Genomic DNA, 18,117 nt, shown 5'->3' on the forward strand with positions numbered 1-18,117 from the left:
TTTGGTATGTCACAGACAATTGTCAGCCGACAAACTTGATCATCACACCTGCCGCAACCGCCGAGCCGATAACACCGGCCACGTTCGGCCCCATGGCGTGCATCAGAAGGAAGTTCTGCGGGTTGGCTTCGAGGCCAAGCTTGTTGGAAACACGCGCCGCCATCGGCACCGCCGAGACGCCGGCAGAACCGATCAACGGATTGATGGCATTGCCGCCCTGCAGTTTGTTCATCACCTTGGCCATCAACACACCCGCTGCCGTACCGATACCGAAGGCCACGATACCCAACACCAGAATACCCAGCGTCTGCATATCCAGGAACTTGTCAGCCGACAGTTTGGAGCCAACAGACAGACCCAGGAAGATGGTCACGATGTTTATCAGAGCGTTTTGCGCAGTATCGCTCAGACGATCAACCACGCCACACTCACGCATCAGGTTACCGAAGCAGAACATACCCAACAGTGGTGCCGCATCCGGCAGCAACAACGCGACCAGAATCAGCAGCAGAATCGGGAACAGAATCTTCTCGGTCTTGGATACATGACGCAGCTGGCTCATGCTGATCTTGCGCTCAGCCTCAGTGGTCAACGCACGCATGATTGGCGGCTGGATCATCGGTACCAATGCCATGTAGGAGTATGCCGCGACCGCAATGGCACCCAGCAAGTGGGGCGACAACATGCTGGCAACATAGATCGCAGTCGGGCCGTCAGCGCCACCAATGATACCGATGGCCGCCGCATCCTGAATGCTGAAATCCATAATGCCGAAGGCACTCAGGGCAACAGCACCCAGAACGGTTGCAAAGATGCCAAACTGCGCGGCAGCACCCAGAAAGAGTGTGCGCGGATTTGCCAGCAGCGGACCGAAGTCGGTCATGGCACCAACACCCATGAAAATCAGCAGCGGTGCCGCACCCGATGCAATTGCGATGCTGTAAAAGTTGTACAACATGCCGTTGCTATAACCGGCATCCTGAGCAACCAGACTCGCAGCCGCATGAATGCTTGCATTGGAGCTGTGATACGCCTCAGTGATCGCGTGTGGATCGTTACCGGCCACACCCAGCACGGAAGCAAGCTCACTTAGCACATGCGGTTTGGCAAAGTGAATTGCGTTCTCGACCGCCGAGAATGCCATACCGGCTTCTGGAATATTCGCCAGAATGCCGCCGAAGCCGATCGGAACCAGCAGGAGCGGCTCAAAGTTCTTGCGGATCGCAAGATAGAGCAGCACCAGGCCGATGACTATCATCGTCAGCTGACCAACAGAGATATTGTATATCCCCGAGGCCTGCCAGAGTTCAATCAGGTTATCCATGCGGTACCACCTCAGGCCAGAGTCAGCAGGGAATCACCGACCTGAACGGCATCACCCTCTTTGACATCAACTGACACAACGGTACCGGCACGCGCAGCACGTACTTCGGTTTCCATCTTCATCGCTTCCAGGATCACCAGCACGTCGCCTTCCTGAACCGCCTGACCGGCAGCTACCTGAACTTTCCAGATGTTACCTGCCAGCGGTGCTGGAACCGGCTCACCTGAACCGGCAGCGGGAGCAGCTGCAGGAGCCGCAGCAGCAGGGGCAGCTGAAACGGAAGAGATGTCACCGCCTTCGGTTACCTGAACAACATAGCTCTGGCCGTTGACGTTGATGGTGTAGACTTCGGGACCGTTGTTTTTCTTGGCTGCCATGGGTTGTGCGTCCTCAAGCGTGGGTACAGGTTCAAAGGCGTCAGGGTTACCGCGATTTTCAAGGAATTTCAGGCCGATCTGAGGAAACAGTGCATAGGTGAGTACGTCGTCAATTTCGTGCTCACCCTGCTCCAGCTTGATCCCCTTGTCGGTCGCAATCTGCTTCAGTTCGGTGGTCAGCTTGTCCATTTCCGAATCAAGCATATCGGCCGGACGGCAGGTAATTGCTTCCTTGCCACCCAGCACACGGGCCTGCAGCTCGGCATTGTAAGGCGCTGGTGCAGCACCGTACTCGCCTTTCAGAATCCCCTGCACTTCCTTGGAGATGGTCTTGTAGCGCTCACCCATGAGTACGTTGATTACCGCCTGAGTACCCACGATCTGGGAAGTCGGAGTCACCAGCGGAATGTAGCCGAGATCTTCACGTACACGCGGGATTTCGGCCAGTACTTCGTCAAACTTGTCTGCTGCGCCCTGCTCCTTGAGCTGGCTTTCCATGTTGGTCAGCATGCCGCCCGGCACCTGAGCCACCAGAATACGGGAGTCGGTACCCCGCAGCGAACCTTCAAACTTGGCATACTTTTTCCGTACTTCACGGAAGTAGGCTGCAATTTCTTCCAGTGCCAGCAGATCCAGACCGGTATCACGATCCGTACCAGCCAATGCGGCAACAACTGACTCGGTGGCCGTATGGCCATAAGTCATGGACATGGAAGAGATCGCTGTATCAACCCGATCAACGCCAGCTTCAACCGCCTTAAGGATGGTCATGTCTGACAGACCGGCTGTCGCATGCGCGTGGAACTGAACTTCAAGGCCGGTCTGGGCCTTGAGACGAGAGATCAGATCAAAGGCATTGTACGGTGTCAGAATGCCGGACATGTCCTTGATCGCGATGGAGTCCGCGCCCAGATCTTCAAGTGTCTTGGCATAATCAACCCACATCTCGATGGTGTGCACCGGGCTGGTGGTGTAGGAGATGGTACCCTGAGCATGCTTGCCACAATTTTTGACCGCCTTGATGGCGCGATCAAGATTGCGAGGGTCATTCATTGCATCAAAGATACGGAACACATCAACGCCATTAGTGGCAGCACGCTCAACAAACTTGTCGACTACGTCATCAGCATAATGGCGGTATCCCAGCAGGTTCTGACCGCGCAGCAACATCTGCTGGCGCGTGTTGGGCATGGCGGCCTTGAGCTCGCGAATGCGTGTCCAAGGGTCTTCACCCAAATAACGGATACAGGAGTCGAAAGTAGCACCACCCCAGCTTTCCAGGGACCAGTAACCAATCTTGTCCAGCTTCTCGGCAATCGGAAGCATGTCGTCGAGTCGCATGCGAGTGGCAAACAGAGACTGATGCGCATCACGCAGGACGACGTCGGTAATGCCTAGCGGTTTTTTTACGTCGGACATGAGTTAGCCTTTATCTATCAGAGGTTCTTGTTCTTTGACCCGACTCACTTGGAGCGGTACTTGTGTACCGCTGCGGTAAGGACAGCGATCAGCTCATCATTGTTGCCGGTCTGCACGCCAGCAGCCTGGGGGCGTGCTTTGACGACCTTGGGCGCAGGTTCAGGCAGATAACGGCCTATCAGCCGGGACATGATGCTGGTAATAAACACCAGTAGCGTCAGAAAGACGAAGACGAAACCCATGCCGAAGACCATCAATGTGAGGCCTTCCGAGAACAGATTATCCATCTGTGGGTGCTCCTGTTGTAATTCGAAACCCTTTGGCCTGCCGGCGGCTTTTGGCCGCGCCCGGCTCACTGGGTTAGCAGAGCCAGAACGACAGACAGATGCTCAGACGGCATGCACCTGAACGTTCAGACTATCAGGTACACATGCACAATCAACCTGAGCTATTCTAACCCAGACCCCGGGGGCCATTGCAAGATTGTCGACAATCTGTAATTTTTTTACAGAAACAGGCCTTTAGAGCACTTGGCGCGACAATAATGTCGACATAAGTCTTTTTATGTCACGTTTAGGGGAACAATACCTATTAGCCTTTTGGCTAATTTACAGACAGGATGCAGAAAAAAGCCACTCAATGAGTGGCTGGACGGTAGACTTTGACGTTGTTGTGGCCCTGTTCGCGCAAATGCTGCGCATGCATCTGCGACATTACACCCTTGTCGCAATACAACAGGTACTCACGCTCCGTTTCCAGATTCGGGAATTCACTTTCCAGCTTGTAGAAAGGGATAATACGAATATCACAGCCAGGCATGTTGAGCGGCTTGCGCTCCTGCTCGCGCGGGGGACGAATATCAACCAGCGTCTGATTCGGTTCGACTCGCGTCATCGCCTCAATCTCGGCATTGATGTCACGATTTTCTACGATTTCGTCAATACTGATCATCTCGGCCTGCTCCAACGCCCGGTCAAGAGTATCAAAATCGAATTCCGCCTCTTCGCGCTCAATCCGATCGCGCTTGGCATGGGTTGTAGGCTTGTCAGAAATCACACCACAGTACTCAGGCATGGCACTGGCAAAATCAAACGCACCGATCTGGCGCGAGATTTCAATAATGTCCGGCTTGTCCATGGTCACAAGAGGACGCAGCACCAGATGCTCGCAGCTTTCATCAATCAGGCGCAGGTTCGGCAATGTCTGGCTGGACACCTGAGCCACACTCTCACCGGTCACGATGGCGTTCAGCTCCATTCGGTCAGCGACCCGGTCAGCGGCGCGCATCATCATGCGCTTGAGCACCACACCCATATGCGAGTGATGAACAGATTGCAGAATTTCACCTACCACCTCCTCGAACGGAACCGTGATGAACTTAACCCGTGCCGATGCGCCATAGCGCTTCCACAGATACAGCGCTACCTGCTTGACGCCGATTTCATGGGCATAGCCACCCAGATTGAAGAACAGGAAGTGCGTTTTGCTGCCGCGGCGCATGGTCATGTATGACGCCACAACCGAGTCAAAACCACCCGAAATCAGCGACAGTACATCTTCCTGAGTCCCCAGTGGATAGCCTCCCAGCCCCTGATGAATGGCCGTAACGACAAACAGGGTCTCGTTGCGCACTTCCAGATCGACCCAAACCTCTGGGTTGCGAACATCAACCCCAGCCGCATCGGTATGCTGGCGCAACCCGCCGCCGACATAGCGCTCCAGTTCAACCGAGGTAAAGTCATGATCACCACTGCGCCGCACTCGCACCTTGAAGGTTTTGCCGCGCAGGCGCTCTGCATAGGCATCACGTGTCAACTGAAAGACCTGATCGAAGTCCTCCAGGGGGTACTCCTGCACCTCCACGATCGACTGAATGCCCGGCACTCGCTGCATCTCATCAACCAGACGCGCACTCAACTCAATATCCTGACCCGGAAAACTGATCTCCACTTTGTCCCAGTGACCACTGACCTTGACGAGCTCATCGACACGCTGCAGCAGGATTTGAAGATTGGTTTGCAGGCGCTGAATCAAGCGACGGCGAACAGGACGACTCTTGATCGTAATCTCGGGAAAAAGCTTGGCAATGAATTTCATGAGTGTTCCGGAATCTGTGATTCGGGTCGGGTAACCAGGTTGATCGGGAAGGGGTAAAAAACGGATGGCGCGCCCGAGAGGATTCGAACCTCTGACCGCCTGGTTCGTAGCCAGGTACTCTATCCAGCTGAGCTACGGGCGCATACCGATGGGGAAGAAAAGATGGCGCGCCCGAGAGGATTCGAACCTCTGACCGCCTGGTTCGTAGCCAGGTACTCTATCCAGCTGAGCTACGGGCGCACACATGTTTTTCTAAAGCGTTGTTGAGTAATGGCGCGCCCGAGAGGATTCGAACCTCTGACCGCCTGGTTCGTAGCCAGGTACTCTATCCAGCTGAGCTACGGGCGCACAATGGCGGTGAGTGAGGGATTCGAACCCTCGATACCTTGCGGTATACGCCCTTAGCAGGGGCGCGCCTTCAGCCACTCGGCCAACTCACCTCGTCAACAACGGCGCATATGTTACAAGACTGATTTTAAAAAGAAAAGGAATATTTTGAAAAACTTATTCCTGATCAGGCTCTTGTGACTTTTCACGCTGAATACGCTGATAGATCTCTTCGCGATGAACGGAGACATCCTTGGGTGCATTAACACCAATACGTACCTGATTGCCTTTTACACCAAGCACAGTAACAGTGACATCGTCACCGACCATGAGGGTTTCGCCTACGCGGCGGGTTAGAATCAGCATTGTGGCTCTCCTTAGTTTAGTCCTGGGGTGCTGAGTTCCGGTTTTTCTGAAACGAGCACAGCCCCTTCCACCTTATATGTCCTTAGACCATCCAGGTATCATGGCGACGCTGGCCGTTTCAGGCCTTGGGGGCCTGCAGCCGTTACTATAGAACAGATGCAGGCCGCCGTCATCTGATACTGTCGTTACTCGCGGACTGTATCAGAAGAGTCCAGATCGAACGCCGAGTGCAACGCCCGTACTGCCAGCTCCAGATATTTTTCGGCGATCACTACTGATACCTTGATCTCAGACGTTGAGATCATCTGGATGTTGATATTTTCACCTGCAAGTGCATCAAACATCTTGCTGGCCACCCCCGCATGGGAGCGCATTCCAACACCTACGATCGATACCTTCGCGATCTTATTGTCTCCGACACATTCGCGGGCGCCAAGTTCCTGCACAACCTGCTCAAGCACCTGCTGTGCTTTATCATAGTCGTTTCTGTGCACTGTAAAGGTAAAATCGGTGGTCTGATCAGCACCAATGTTCTGCACGATCATGTCCACTTCGATATTGGCACGGCTGATTGGCCCCAGTATCCGGGACGCAACGCCCGGAATATCAGGCACACCAACGACAGTCAGCTTGGCTTCGTCACGATTGAACGCTATACCCGAGATAACCGGCTTTTCCACAGTTTCATCATCCTCTATCGTAATCAGTGTACCGGGACCATCCTGAAAGCTGGATAACACCCGCAGCGGCACCTTGTACTTGCCGGCAAACTCAACGGAACGAATCTGCAACACCTTGGAACCAAGGCTGGCCATTTCCAGCATCTCTTCAAAGGTGATTTTCTCCAGTCGACGCGCACCTTCGACCACACGCGGGTCGGTGGTATAGACACCGTCCACATCCGTATAGATTTGGCACTCATCCGCTTTCAACGCTGCTGCCAGTGCAACACCCGTCGTGTCGGAACCACCACGCCCCAGAGTCGTAATATTGCCCTCAGGATCAACACCCTGAAACCCTGCCACAACCACAACTCGCCCCTGGTCCAGATCAGACCGTATACGGTCTGTCTCGATATCCTGGATGCGGGCCTTGGTGTGATATTGGTCAGTCAGAATGCGTACCTGACCTCCCGTGTAGGAACGGGCGTCCACGCCACGGGCTTTCAGCGCCATGCACAGCAGTGCAATGGTCACCTGTTCACCGGTAGACACAAGCGTATCCATTTCACGCGGATCAGGACGCTCCTGGATCTCGTTGGCCAGCGCAATCAGTCGGTTGGTTTCACCGCTCATTGCGGATACAACAACAACCACGTCATGCCCCTGCTGACGAAAGCCCTTGACCTTTTCGGCCACCGCTTCGATGCGCTCCACAGAGCCGACCGAAGTGCCGCCGTATTTCTGTACGTATAACGCCATTTCAGTGTTTCCATCCGGCTGCCGGTGCATTGAGCACCGGCAGGCGCCTGTATTTTCAGTTACAGGCTTGCCGCAACCAGTTCGGGCACCGCCTGCAGCGCAGCGGGAACAGCACTTACATCGGTGCCTCCACCCTGCGCCATGTCTGGGCGCCCGCCCCCCTTACCACCCAGCCGTGAGGCCAGCTCACGGACCAGGTCACCTGCCTTGATCTGACCGGTCAGATCCTTGGTCACCCCGGCTATCAGGCTGACCTTGTCATCCTGTGCAGTCAGCAGAACCACGACACCGCTGCCCAGTTTGTTCTTAAGCTGATCAAGTGTGTCGCGCAACGCCTTGGGCTCAACACCTTCCAGCTTCGCAGCCAGCACCTTGATACCGTTTACGTCCTGTACCTGGCTAAGCAGATCACCACTTTGAGCACTGGCAAGCTTGGCTGCCAGACGCTCAAGCTCTTTCTCCAGTTGACGTGCGCGTTCGTTCAGACCGCGCACTTTTTCCAGCGCGTTCTCACGCGAACCCTTCAGCAGGGCCGCGATTTCGCCAAGTGCCTGTTCGTTGCTGTTAACCCAATTCAGCGCCTGAACCCCGGTGACGGCCTCAATACGGCGCACACCCGAGGCAATACCGCTCTCAGCGACGATTTTAAGCAAACCGATATCACCGGTGCGACGGGCATGAGTGCCGCCACACAGTTCTACCGAGAAGCCTTCGCCCATGGTCAGAACACGGACATCGTCGTCATACTTTTCACCAAACAGAGCCATGGCCCCCCGGGCCTTGGCGGCTTCCAGCTGCATCAGCTCGGTTTCAACCGCCGAATTGGCACGAATCTGGTCGTTGACCAGGGTTTCAACCGTCTGGATCTGCTCGGCTGTCATCGCCTCAAAATGGGCAAAGTCGAAGCGCAGGCGCTCTGCATTCACCAAAGAGCCCTTCTGCTGCACATGATCACCCAACACCTTGCGCAGGGCTGCGTGCAACAGGTGTGTCGCTGAATGGTTCAGCGCCGTTGCCTGACGCTTGGCCATGTCAACTTCTGTTACAACCTGATCCCCAACCTGCAGCACACCTTCGCCAAGCTGACCATGGTGCAGGTGGTGACCGCTTTCTTTGGTACAGTCGCGGACAGTGAACTGGCCACGATCCCAGCGCAACACACCCTGATCACCCGCCTGACCACCGGATTCGGCATAAAAGCTGGTATTTTTCAGAACCACTACGCCGCTCTCGCCCGCGGAAAGCTGATTCACTTCCTCGCCCTCGCGGAACAGCGCGATTACCTCGGAGCGGTCTTCAAGGCTGTCATAGCCGTTGAAGGCCGTACTGCCCTCCAGCTTAATCTGTTCGTTGTAGTCGACCGAAAACTGGCCTGAGGCACGAGCACGCTCGCGCTGAGCATCCATTTCACGCTCGAAACTTTCCATATCGATACTCAGATCATGCTCACGCGCAACATCAGCTGTCAGGTCAACCGGGAAGCCGTAGGTATCGTACAGACGGAAAACGGTTTCACCCGGGATCACATTGCCTTCGAGGCCGCTGATCGCCTGCTCAAGCAGTTGCATGCCATGCTCAAGGGTCTTGGCAAACTGCTGCTCTTCCTTCAGAAGGATACGTTCAACCTGGTCCTGCAGCTTGGCCAGCTCGGGATAGGCCTCGCCCATCTCCTTGACCAGAGGCGCTACAAGCTTATGGAAAAACGGCTCTTTTGCACCCAGTTTATTACCGTGGCGGATGGCACGACGCATAATGCGGCGCAGCACATAGCCGCGACCTTCGTTGGACGGCAACACACCATCGGTAATCAAAAAAGCGCATGAACGGATATGGTCTGCGATCACGCGCAGGGATTTGCTGTCGGTATCATCCAGACGAAGCACTTTGGCGGTAGCAGCGAGCAGGTTGCGGAACAGATCAATCTCGTAGTTGCTGTGCACGTTCTGCATTACCGCAGCAACACGCTCAAGCCCCATGCCAGTATCGATGCTCGGACGCGCCAGCGGCTCCATGCTGCCATCCGCAGAGCGGTTGTACTGCATGAACACCAGATTCCAGATCTCTATATAACGGTCACCGTCTTCATCCGGGCTGCCCGGAGGACCACCAGCCACATCAGGGCCATGGTCGAAGAAGATTTCCGTGCAGGGACCACAGGGGCCGGTATCACCCATGGCCCAGAAGTTGTCTTCATCCAGTTTTGAGAAGCGCTCGGGGTTAACCCCCATCTCCTCTTTCCAGATTTTCTCGGCTTCATCGTCGGTATAATGAACCGTTACCCACAGGCGCTCTTCCGGCAGCCCCAGGCGCTTGGTCAGAAATTCCCAGGCAAAACGAATCGCTTCGCGCTTGAAATAGTCACCGAAGCTGAAGTTGCCCAACATTTCAAAAAAGGTGTGGTGACGCGCTGTATAACCAACATTTTCAAGGTCGTTATGCTTGCCACCTGCACGCACACAGCGCTGTGAAGTCGTGGCACGGGAGTAGGGACGCTTGTCAGAGCCGAGGAACACATCCTTGAACTGAACCATACCCGCATTGGTGAACAGCAGTGTAGGGTCATTACCCGGAATCAGCGGACTCGAGGCAATGATTTCATGCCCCTGCTGGTTAAAGTAGTCAAGAAATGCCTGGCGGATTTCCGCACTTGTCATGTAGTTCATATAAGGTCCGTTGCGTCTGTACTGGTTGGCACGACAGGACCGCCCGCCCAGTTGCAGGAACGGCGGTCATATGTACGCAAAAATAGCGGACAAGTATATAACGCGAACAAAAAATGTACGATAGCTTTTCTGCCCTGCAACGCCTGAATTTACTCACTTCCTTCACACTTTATCGCGCGCTTGGCATCATCGAACGAGAATCCACGATTGACCAGAAAACGCATGCGCCGTGCATACTCTTTTGGATCAGCGGGTGGCTGATCACCAAAACGTCTCTGACAGCACTCCAGCGCCTGCTGATAACTGTCTGGAGACTCATCTTCCAGTGCCTGCTCGATAAGTTCGGGCCCCAGACCTTTTTGACGCAGCTCCTGCCTGATCCGCATGGCACCGTAGCCCGAGCCAAAACGGCTGCGGGTAAAAACATGCGCAAAGCGCTCATCACTCTGATATCCATCTGCCACAAACTGATCCAGTACCTGCCGTAACAGTTCAGCATCTTCACAGCGACGCCCCAGTTTTTGTTCCATTTCGGCACGGCTGTACTCTCGCCGCCCCAGCAGTGCAAACGCTGCATTGCGCAGCTCAGCTTCAGTTTCCAGTAACCTGGCCATGATAAGACTCCATAACCACAACAGGGGCCACAAAGGCCCCTGTTGTTAAATCATCTGCCGTATGCCTGAATCAGAGATCCAGCTGACCGGCTTCTTCCGACTGTTCCTGTGCAGCCTTTGGCTGAGGCACACTCAGCAGCTGAGCACGGATTTCCGCTTCGATTTCCTGCGCGATGTCCGGATGTTCTTCCAGGTATTTGGCGGCATTGGCTTTACCCTGACCGATTTTATCACCCTTGTAGGCATACCAGGCACCAGACTTGTCCACCAGTCCCTGCTGTACACCCAAGTCAATCACTTCACCCATATGGTAGATGCCCTGACCGTAGAGGATCTGGAATTCGGCCTGGCGGAACGGTGGTGACACCTTGTTTTTTACAACCTTGACGCGGGTTTCGTTACCGGTAATTTCATCGCCCTGCTTCACCGCACCGATGCGACGAATATCCAGGCGTACGGAGGCATAGAACTTGAGTGCGTTCCCCCCGGTTGTGGTCTCGGGGTTGCCAAACATTACACCGATTTTCATACGAATCTGGTTGATAAATACCAGCAGGCAGTTGGACTGTTTTACACTGCCGGTCAGCTTACGCAGTGCCTGAGACATCAGGCGCGCCTGTAGACCGACATGGGAATCGCCCATTTCACCTTCAATTTCGGCCTTGGGTACCAGTGCCGCAACCGAGTCCACAATGATCACATCGACCGCCCCAGAACGTGTCAACATGTCGGTAATTTCCAGCGCCTGCTCACCGGTATCCGGCTGGGAGACCAGCAGGGCATCCACGTCGACACCCAGTTTTTCGGCGTAGTTCGGATCCAATGCATGTTCGGCATCCACAAATGCACACACCTTACCCTGCTTCTGGGCTTCGGCTATGACCTGCAGCGTCAGTGTGGTTTTACCTGAAGATTCCGGACCATAAATCTCAACCACGCGGCCAAAGGGCAGACCGCCTATACCGAGAGCGATATCCAACCCCAGTGAACCGGTTGAGACCGCAGGAATCGCTTCACGCGGCTGATCGCCCATGCGCATGACTGCGCCCTTGCCGAATTGACGTTCAATCTGCGACAGTGCCGCATCCAGCGCTTTTTTTCTGTTAGCGTCCATCGGTAAACCTTTTTAGCCGGGTGGTTAAAATACTGTATGCCTGAACAGTATTATTTCACAACCTGAGCAGAATGCAACCACTCAATGCCTCACTGTGGCAGGTAGGCCAGAATCCCTTCAAGGGCCTGCTCCACTGCCTGCTGACGAATTGCATCGCGATCGCCATTGAAAAAACTCAGACAGGTTACTGTGGGGTGACCCGTAATGGCCCACGCCAGCCAGACAGTGCCAACCGGACGATCTTCGGTGCCACCTTCAGGGCCGGCGATGCCACTGATGGCGACGGCAATATCGGCTTCGCTGTTGTGCAAAGCACCTTCGGCCATCTGCGCTACCACCGGCTCACTCACGGCACCGCTGCGTTCAAGCACGTCAAGATCCACACCCAGCATTTTCTGCTTCGCCGTGTTGGAATAGGACACGAAACCGCAGTCAAACCAGCCTGAGCTGCCGGGCACGGCTGTCACTGCCTGCGCCACCCAGCCCCCGGTACAGGACTCGGCTGTCGCCAGCTTGATCCCTTTCTGCAACAGTGTTTCACCTACCTTTTGTGCCAGGTTTTTCATCGATCCAACTCCAAGCGGGCGACTACGCAGGCCGCCATGATTCACGTACAATCCTGACATTAAAACCCCGCACGGTGATCGATTCAATCCCCGGATGACAGGACAGTACAACTGCGCCTCTCCAGTGCTACCCATAAAAACCAATTGAAGCCAGACTCTACAACCGAAAATCCTAATCGGAGGTGCGCATACACCGAGACTGCGTATCAGAGCGTTTTTTTACACAGCCTGCTGGTTATTTTCTCCAACAGGAGTTCATCATTTGTGCGAGAGACGGGATACTTATTGCGGGGTACACCACTTGCGCTGCTTGAGCAGCTCTGGGTCAAGTGATGTACACAGAGAGTCAGTCAAGCCGGCTTGCTCGGCCAGACTGTAAAGCGGTTGTGCCCGGCGGGGATCATAGCGGAGCACCAGCTCCAAAGACTGCCAGGTTTCCAGTTTCTGCTCAGCACTGAGCTGTGGCCAGGCGATTATGCCAATTTCAGCCAGCGGCCCATGGATACGCACACGCCCCGGCGCAAGCCGGCGAGCTTCAGCCAACTGATGATGAAACTCATCATCGAACGCCAATAACCTAAGCTTGGCATACGCGAGCTGAACCCGGGTGAATGGCCAGAGGGGGCGCGCCTCGATTGAACGACGATACGCCGCTACAGCCAAGTGCCGGGCAGGTTCAGCCTCTCGATCGCCCAACGGAGTACTGACCCGATACCATTCGTAGATACGTCCGAGCCGATCAGCGTGCAGGGCACCGGCACCCGGAGACCACTCAAGCGAGCGCTGGGCAGCATTAACTGCAAACTGCCAAGCCTTATCAGACGGATCTTCACCTTTGCGTTCCCAGTCTTCCAGGAACAACTGTGCCTGATGGCCCGCAATACCGGCCATTAGCGTAGTAAACCCTAGATAAACCAGCGGGATGACCAACACGAGTACACTACCGACAAGCAGCTTCAGCGCCCTAGGTGACAACGCAGAGGTACGGCTTTGACTCACGCGAAATGCACCTCAGCCAGGCGCCAGGGATTTTGGGTAACCAACTCGGCGGCACGTTGATCGCCAATCAACTCTGCTGCAGCGCGCACCCCCGGCTTCAATTCGGGCGGCCGATGCGTCAGGTTATGCGCATCGGTAGCCAAAATCGTCACATGTCCTTCAGTCAACAAGTCCGCAGCAATACCACGGGCTGTTTCACCGAACTGTCCTGCAACCGAAGCGGCCGTCACTTGTAACAGGCAGCCCTGCTGCAAGAAAGGCTTCAGTTTCACGCGGTTTTTCATGATGCCCTTATTGCGTTCAGGGTGGGCAATCATCGGCAATATACCGCGCTGAAGCATCCACTGCGTCAGCTTTTCGGCACCAAAAGGGACTTCGCTGTGAGGAAACTCCAACAACAATACTTTTTGGCCCTGCCACTCCCCCAAAAAAGGAATAGTTTGCTGAGCGATCCCTTGCATCAACTCAAGCCCGAAACGTACTTCGGCTGCTGCAGCGACCTTCAATGCAACCGACTCAGCCAGTAACGCCGACTTGAACTCAGCCAGCGCAGCAGCAATGGTCTCGGGTGTATTGTCATAGCGGCCGGGATGGATATGCGGCGTACAGACGAGATGCGAGATCCCGTTTGCCACCGCGACACGAGCCAACTCAACGGATTTACCGACATCCTCGGCACCATCATCGATGCCCGGCAGTAAATGGTTGTGCAGGTCGATCATTCCCATCCCTATCAGGCCTCTTTTTCCTTGGCGCTATAGCCGTAGTAGTCATAATAACCACCGTAGCTGTAACCCTGCTTCTTGGCCTTGGCGATATCCACTTGGTTGAGAACAACACCGGTTACCGGCGCATTATTCTGCAACAACTGACCAATGCTGCGCTTCGCCAGCGGGATAGCCGTTGACTCGGACTTGATAACATAGATCACCGCGTTGGCATGGGTCGAGAGCACCAATGCATCACTCACGGCCTGAGTAGGTGGCGAGTCAATCACGATACGGTCAAAGCGCGCTTCCAGTATCTCCAGCGCCTTGGCAAAGCGCTTGGACGACAACAGCTCCAACGGGTTGGGCGGCACCGTACCTGCCGGAATAATGCACAGGTTATCATCCATCTCCTGAATACAGTCTTCCATGCGTGCAGTACCCGCTACCAGGTTTGCCAAACCGGGCGTACCAACCGGGAACTCGAAGTTCTTGGCAACAGTCGGACGACGCATATCGGCATCGATCAACAGCACGCGCTCCATCTGCGCCATCGCCGCCGCCAGGTTGGCCGCCACCGAGCTTTTACCCTCACCCGGAATGGAGGACGTTACCACCAAAACCTTGTGTGGATTATCCAGGCCCGACAGCACAACACCGGTGCGGATGGTTCGGATCGACTCGTTAAACGACTTGTCATCGTCCCGCTTGAACATATTGGCAATATCGCCCCGCTGCTTACCCTTGAGCAAAGGCAGTATCCCCAGCACCGGCAGGTTAAGCCGATTTTCCACATCCTCGGTGCTTTTGAACGTATTGTTCAGGAACTCCAGAAGCAACACGATGCCCACGCCCGCCATGGCCGCCAGCAGAGCCGCAATCGCCACAATCAGCTTTTTCTTGGGCTTGACCGGATCTTCAGGCTCGACTGCGGGGTCAACAATACGCGCGTTCACCGCTTCAAAATCCGAAGTCGCCGAAGTCTCTCTCAGTCGGGTCATGAAGGTATCGTAGAGTGAACGGTTACCATCCACCTCACGCTGCAGCTCGCGCAGCCTGAACTCTTTGCGCTGAATCTCCTGAATCTGCTCTTTGTTCTGATCAAACGAGCCCTGCAAAGAACGCTCATTGGCAGTGGCCAACTGATATTCGCGTTCAATGGACGCCACCACCTGCTCCACCTGCGAACGCAGATTGGCAGTCGCAGAGCGCAGCTCGGACTGTGCCGCAATCATTTCCGGGTGTTTGGCGCCATAACGGCGTGACAGCTCTTCCACACGGGAGCGGGCACGCCCCTCATCCGCCTTGAACTGCTGCACCAATGTATTGCTTTGCACAGCCGGTACGGTCGACAGTCGCTGCCAACCCGCATTACGCATACCCTGCACCTGGAAGTACTGGCTTTCAGCTTGCGCACGGTTACGGCGCGCATCAATCAAACGGTCACCGGTTTGGGATAGTTCACCCCCAGCCACCGTGGTGATACCGGCCAGATCTACCAGGTTTTCCGCTTCGCGGAACTCCTGCAGCCGACGCTCGGACTCATCCAGATTAGCCTTGAGCGTGCTCAAGCGCTCATTCATCCAGTTGGTTGCCGTTTGCGTCATATCAAGCTTGGCTTCCAACTGACTTTCGATATAACCATTGGCCAGCGCATTGGCAGCCTGAGCCGCCAGGCGGGCGTCCGCCATCTCGATCTCGACCTTAACCAGCTGTGTTTTCATTACCGGTGAAATGGTGGTGCGCTCCATGAAGTTTCTGACCACCTGATCAAAGATCTGGGCTTCCGCCAGCGCTTCGGACTCCACCAGATCATCCGGTGTTGTCATCGGCAACCAACTGGTGACATTCAATGAAGCAAACAAACCCGACAGGTCAATCAACGGCTCGGGCTGCTGGCGCGGGTCAAACTCGGGGTGCATCGTCAGGTTCAGCTCACGTACCACACGCTCGGCGAGCCCTCTCGACTTCAGCAACTCAAACTGAGTCTGAAGATACTCGCTGCTGCCACCCTCCAGGCCATAGATATCTTCAATGGAGACTGCCCGGGCCGTCTTCTGCTCGATCAAAAGAGTCGAGGACGCCTTGAAAATCGGCGTCATGCTAAACACAACCAATGCGGTCAGCATGGCCACTACCACCGTAAGGGTGGAAATGCTCCATTTGCGGCGCCAGATGGTCTGCCACAGTTGCAGCAGATCGATCTCATCATTCAGTGTTTGGGCCATAGACTGGCGTTCCGGCCTGGTTTGACTACTGTCCATAATCAGAAAAAGCTCTGGTCAATTGTAATAATGTCACCCGGGCGTACCGGTGTATCCATAGTGGCTTTAAGTGTTTTACGCTCACCATTTTCTTCGCGAACAATGGAAATTTTGCTCTCCGATGCGCGCTCACTCAAGCCGCCGGCAAGTGCAACCGCCGTACGCAAGGTCATACCGGGTTTGAACGGATATCCCCCCGGAGAGCGTACCTCGCCGTTCACAAAAAAGTCGCGGTATTCGAGGATGGTAACGGACACTTTAGGGTCAATCAGGTAATCACCCTTAAGGCCCTGAATCAACATACGCTCCAACTCGGCTGCCGTGCGGCCATTGGCGCGTACCTCGCCGATAAAGGGATAGGAGAAGGTACCGGCATCATTCAGGCGGATTTGCTCAAAGGTCAGATCGGCCTCACCGAATACATTGATACGAATGACATCACCCGATGCCAGCTTGTATTGGCTATCACCTGATGCAACAGCGAAGGCAGCAGGCAGCAAAAAGGTCAGCAGCAGAAGCGTGCGTGAGAAAAAGGTTTTACACATCGTATCTGTAGCCTCATAACAGCTTTACAGCAAAAGGGGGAGTCAAACTCCCCCTTGGATCAGATCGGAAATCCAAACGATTACAGACCCATGGTCAGCTTCAGCATGAAGATGTTGCGGTCGTAGGTATCGGCAGCCACACCGTTGTTGGACTCAACATCCTGATACTTGTAACCCATGCCGACATCGACCCAGCGGCGCAGCTCGTAATTCATGCCCAGAGCAAATTCGTGGGTTTCATCCTTACGACTGTTCGCGCCGGTGTACTCGTAATCTTCTTCCATGTAGGTATAACCCACATCGCTGGAGATACGGCTGGTCCAGGCGTGGTTCCAGTTCAGACTGGTGCGAGTGGTATCAATCGCATCTTCTGCATTCTGGGAGCCTTCTTCCATGCTGCGACGGGTATTCAGGCTGAAGGTTGAATAGGTACGCGGCTGCCAATTGACACCCACTTCCCAGATGCTGCCACTGACATCTTCACGTCCGGCGGCATCGAATTTCTTCTTCGAATAACCCAGCTTGGCTGTACCGCTGGTCTTGGCGGTGGCATCCCAGGTCAGACCCAACAGGTACGCCATGGCATCACTGTCAAGCGTAGAACCTGCCTGCTGGTACTCGTAATCGTTGTAGCGCATCTCGAACAATGCACGGGTTTTCGGCGCCACACGGTAATAAGCGGTACCGGTCAGCGTGGTTGTGTCACGCTCTTTGTCCGCATTCACCAGGCTACCGTTGAGCATCTGGTTATTGTCGTAGCGCAGCCACTGCTGGTTGGCGCCCAGTTCAAACTGCATCATTGCAGCTTCGGCGCCAAAACCGTACACACCCCCAATGTTGTAGGTGTGGTACTTGTCGTTGATACCGTTCACTTCAGTACCGGCCACATCTTCAACCTTGTCATAACCCGCGTTCAGGGTCAGGCGGTTGCGCGAGTTGAACTCCATATGCGCATCCAGGTCGAGATGGTGGTCGATATTGTTGTCGTTATGGCTGGAGTGGAAGGTGTCGCTGTTAAAGCTGTAGGTCAGCTTATACACATTCAGGCGATCACGGGCTGCCAGCTCAAATGAAGGATTGATGGTTGTAATCCAGCTGGACTGCTCGCCGGCACCACCGGTAGCGCGGAAGTTGTCATCATACGACTCGGACAGCTTCAATACCGGAGTGAAATGCACACCACCCAGGTCCATGGACGCGGCTTCGATAGCCAACGCACTGCCACTACCGGCCATCAGCATGGCGGCTGCCAGTGTCTTTACAGGAAAAAATTTACGCATACTGATCTACCCTTGTTATCAGATTCAAATTTGC

15 protein-coding genes and 4 tRNA genes are annotated in these 18,117 nt (G+C 54.8%); all 19 read right to left on the minus strand.

Going from position 1 to position 18,117, the window contains the following annotated elements; translation table 11 throughout:
- Window positions 1-22 precede the first annotated feature (22 nt).
- Complete coding sequence (locus tag CFI10_RS15705; RefSeq protein WP_206836197.1) at window positions 23-1,324, minus strand: sodium ion-translocating decarboxylase subunit beta; 1,302 nt, start codon at window positions 1,322-1,324, stop codon at window positions 23-25.
- Window positions 1,325-1,335: 11 nt separating this feature from the next.
- Window positions 1,336-3,120, minus strand: a complete 1,785-nt coding sequence (gene oadA, locus CFI10_RS15710; protein WP_206836200.1) for a sodium-extruding oxaloacetate decarboxylase subunit alpha — start codon at window positions 3,118-3,120, stop codon at window positions 1,336-1,338.
- 44 nt (window positions 3,121-3,164) lie between these two features.
- Entirely contained in the window at window positions 3,165-3,407 is a 243-nt protein-coding gene (locus CFI10_RS15715) for an OadG family protein (protein WP_091828125.1), read from the minus strand.
- Window positions 3,408-3,756: 349 nt separating this feature from the next.
- Window positions 3,757-5,217: a tRNA uracil 4-sulfurtransferase ThiI gene (gene thiI, locus CFI10_RS15720; RefSeq protein ID WP_206836203.1), complete on the minus strand. Its 1,461-nt coding sequence runs from the start codon at window positions 5,215-5,217 to the stop codon at window positions 3,757-3,759.
- A 65-nt stretch (window positions 5,218-5,282) separates the two neighbouring features.
- Window positions 5,283-5,359, minus strand: a tRNA-Arg gene (locus CFI10_RS15725).
- Window positions 5,360-5,380: 21 nt separating this feature from the next.
- Window positions 5,381-5,457 (minus strand) — tRNA-Arg (locus CFI10_RS15730).
- A 31-nt stretch (window positions 5,458-5,488) separates the two neighbouring features.
- Window positions 5,489-5,565 (minus strand) — tRNA-Arg (locus tag CFI10_RS15735).
- Window positions 5,566-5,569: 4 nt separating this feature from the next.
- Window positions 5,570-5,657, minus strand: a tRNA-Ser gene (locus CFI10_RS15740).
- A 64-nt stretch (window positions 5,658-5,721) separates the two neighbouring features.
- Window positions 5,722-5,910: a carbon storage regulator CsrA gene (gene csrA, locus CFI10_RS15745; protein ID WP_091828127.1), complete on the minus strand. Its 189-nt coding sequence runs from the start codon at window positions 5,908-5,910 to the stop codon at window positions 5,722-5,724.
- 185 nt (window positions 5,911-6,095) lie between these two features.
- Entirely contained in the window at window positions 6,096-7,331 is a 1,236-nt protein-coding gene (locus CFI10_RS15750; protein ID WP_206836204.1) for an aspartate kinase, read from the minus strand.
- 59 nt (window positions 7,332-7,390) lie between these two features.
- The gene (alaS, locus tag CFI10_RS15755; protein ID WP_206842218.1) at window positions 7,391-9,985 is read right to left on the minus strand and encodes an alanine--tRNA ligase; all 2,595 of its coding nucleotides are present in this window, start codon (window positions 9,983-9,985) and stop codon (window positions 7,391-7,393) included.
- A 158-nt stretch (window positions 9,986-10,143) separates the two neighbouring features.
- Entirely contained in the window at window positions 10,144-10,608 is a 465-nt protein-coding gene (locus tag CFI10_RS15760; protein WP_206836207.1) for a regulatory protein RecX, read from the minus strand.
- 70 nt (window positions 10,609-10,678) lie between these two features.
- Window positions 10,679-11,722 carry a recombinase RecA gene (recA, locus tag CFI10_RS15765; protein ID WP_091828129.1) on the minus strand — a complete coding sequence of 348 codons (1,044 nt, stop codon included), beginning with the start codon at window positions 11,720-11,722 and terminating at the stop codon, window positions 10,679-10,681.
- A gap of 89 nt (window positions 11,723-11,811) precedes the next feature.
- Window positions 11,812-12,348, minus strand: coding sequence for a CinA family protein (locus CFI10_RS15770; protein WP_341868538.1), 537 nt, complete (start codon window positions 12,346-12,348; stop codon window positions 11,812-11,814).
- A 222-nt stretch (window positions 12,349-12,570) separates the two neighbouring features.
- Entirely contained in the window at window positions 12,571-13,287 is a 717-nt protein-coding gene (locus tag CFI10_RS15775; RefSeq protein ID WP_206836211.1) for a hypothetical protein, read from the minus strand.
- Window positions 13,284-14,015 (minus strand): tyrosine-protein phosphatase, encoded by a 732-nt coding sequence (locus tag CFI10_RS15780; protein ID WP_242530019.1) that lies wholly within the window; start codon window positions 14,013-14,015, stop codon window positions 13,284-13,286. The genes CFI10_RS15775 and CFI10_RS15780 overlap by 4 nt, the downstream gene beginning before the upstream one ends.
- Before the next feature lie 5 nt (window positions 14,016-14,020).
- Window positions 14,021-16,222 carry a GumC family protein gene (locus CFI10_RS15785; RefSeq protein WP_242530020.1) on the minus strand — a complete coding sequence of 734 codons (2,202 nt, stop codon included), beginning with the start codon at window positions 16,220-16,222 and terminating at the stop codon, window positions 14,021-14,023.
- A 38-nt stretch (window positions 16,223-16,260) separates the two neighbouring features.
- Entirely contained in the window at window positions 16,261-16,803 is a 543-nt protein-coding gene (locus CFI10_RS15790) for a polysaccharide biosynthesis/export family protein (protein WP_206836217.1), read from the minus strand.
- An 80-nt stretch (window positions 16,804-16,883) separates the two neighbouring features.
- Window positions 16,884-18,083, minus strand: a complete 1,200-nt coding sequence (locus CFI10_RS15795) for an outer membrane beta-barrel protein (RefSeq protein ID WP_206836220.1) — start codon at window positions 18,081-18,083, stop codon at window positions 16,884-16,886.
- Window positions 18,084-18,117: the final 34 nt, after the last annotated feature.

The sequence above is a fragment of the Marinobacterium iners genome (genome assembly GCF_017310015.1).
Taxonomy (GTDB): Bacteria; Pseudomonadota; Gammaproteobacteria; order Pseudomonadales; family Balneatricaceae; genus Marinobacterium; species Marinobacterium iners.